Raw genomic sequence first — 2,322 nt, forward strand, 5'->3', positions numbered from 1 at the left:
CTGTACCGGTTTCGTCGCCTGCGGATGTTTGAACGTGATGATGTAACTGCCCGCCGGCAGCGTGAGTCTGACCGGCGTGATGGCGTCCTGCGGCAGGCTGACGGCTTTGCGGTTCGCGTCGAGCACGGATTCCACGTTGGCCCAGGGAAACGCGTTCAATACCAGTTCGCCACGCTGGGCTTCAAGCCGGGCCTGTTCCGCAACGACCGCTTTCGCGCGCAAGTCGGGCCGCGCGGCAACGAGAGCCGCGTAGGAAGCATCAGCCGAGAGCACCTTCTTTTCGCTGTCGAGGATGGCAGCGGTGGTATCGAAATCCGCCGGGTCGTCGGGATTGCGGATGCGCGTGCCGATCGCCGCAATCAGGCGCGCGCGCAATTTCAGCGTCTCCTCGCTGGTGTCGTTGGTCGCCAGCAAGGCATCCAGTTCCTTCGCCGCACTCTGCAACTGCGTGCCGTCGGGCGACGACGCGGCGAGCAGCGTGGCGATGCGACCACGCCGTTCCTGCGCCTCTCGCGCCGCGACTTCGCGGCCAAGCTGGGCACTCACCTGCGCCTGCAAACGGGTCAGCGCCGCATCCTGCGGATAAACCTTCAATGCCGCCACGACCAGCGCGTTTGCGGCGCCCGCGTCTTTCGCCGCACTCGCCGCCGCCGATGCAGAAATGCGCTTGGGCAGATCGGCCAACAGGTCCCTAGCCTTGGCGTTTTCCGGATCGAGCTTGAGCAAGGCTTCCAGCGCCGTGTGCGCATCGTTGGCCGCCGGTGGCACGAAGCGTTGTTCGCTGAGGGCAAGCTGGATCGCAGACAGCGCGCTCGCCAGATCCGTTGCGCGCTGGCCGAGGCGCTTTTCAATCTGCGCCTTGAATAGCTGCGCGTCGGTCGCTTCGGGGTCGGCCTGCAGCGCAAGTTCGGCGTTGTCGAGAGCGAGGGTCGGCTGATTGGCCGCATCCTGACGCTTGGCTTCTGCAAGCAGCGTTTGACCGAGCCGTTTCGCCAGTTCGCCCGTGCGCTGATCGTCGGACGCAAGCTTGCGCAATTCGCCGAGCGACTCCGAGGCATTGTCGCCGCCCGGCGCAACCAGTTTTCCGGAACGCAACTGCGCGTTGGCGCGCTCGACGATTGCGGCGATCGCCGTGTCGGTCTGCTGCTTGCCCATCGCCGTGGCCAATCTGGATTTGGTCTCGACGTAGGCCGGTTCGGACTCGATATAGGGTTCGAGCTTGGCCAGCGCGGCCGAGCTCGCGGCCAGATCTCCGGCACCAAGCGAGCGCTGCGCCTCGGCGAGTTCGTTTTCGATCAAGGCCTTGATGCGCTGCTGTATCTGCGCATTCGCTGGTGCAAGGTTGCGCGCCTGACTCAACAGCGCGTAGGCGCTTTTGTCGCCGAAGGGTCGGCCGCTGATGCGCGCCGATTCCGCGCTCTGCAGCAGGTCGGCGATCTGGTGTTGTTGCTGCGCGACTTTCTGCACCGCCGCGATCTTGCCCTTGATCGCGCGTACCTCGGCGTTGTTGGGGCGCACGAGCAGGCCTTCGAGGCTCAGCTCGAGCGCCTCATCGACCTTGCCGGCAGCGAGTTGCACCTGCGCCTGCGCACCGAGATCGTGAGCTATCTGATCGAGCAACTCATTGGCACGCTTGTTTTCGGTATCGACCTGCAGGACTTTTTGCAGATATTCGAACGCGCTGCCTTCCGCCGGCGCGATGAGCTGTCCCGCCTTGATGCTTTGCTCGGCAAGCCCCAACCGATAGGAGACCAGATCATTCGCCTCGTCCTGGGTCAACTTGTGCTTGCGCCCCACAGCCGTCCACAACACGAAGCCCAGAACCAGAACGCCCGCGGCCGCCGCCAGCCACTGCCACAGCGGTCTTTTATTTGCCGCAGCGGGTTTGGCCGGAATGCCGACCAATTTCGGGCTTGACTTGCGCGAACCGATCGCAAGCGTTCTCGCCATGAATCCGCCGGAGTTCACGCCCGAAGGCGTACTCGCACCGAACCCCATGTCGTGCAATCGATCCGAGTAACTTTGCTCGGGGTCGAACTGCAAGCGCATCATCAGCGTGTCGCTTTGCGTCAGATGTGATTTCAAATCGACGACGAACTCGCTCAGGTTCGGATAGCGCTGCTCGCGATCCTTCGCCAGCATCCGGCTGACCACCTGCTGAAACGCCTGAAACTCGACCGGCAACGGCGGCGGTTCCTTGGTCAGGTGCGCCATCAGGATCGCGAGTGCCGAATCGCCGGCGAACGGCTGCGCGCCGGCAAGCAACTCGTAAAACAGGATGCCCAGACTGTACTGATCCGAACGACCGTCGACCGCCACGCC

At 63.8% G+C, this 2,322-nt stretch carries 1 pseudogene; it reads right to left on the reverse strand.

Annotated elements, in window-relative coordinates:
- Nucleotides 1–2,322, reverse strand: a pseudogene (locus VIE67_RS08265) (hypothetical protein); the annotation flags it as partial.

The sequence above is a fragment of the Rudaea sp. genome, assembly GCF_036560865.1.
Taxonomy (GTDB): Bacteria; Pseudomonadota; Gammaproteobacteria; order Xanthomonadales; family Rhodanobacteraceae; genus Rudaea.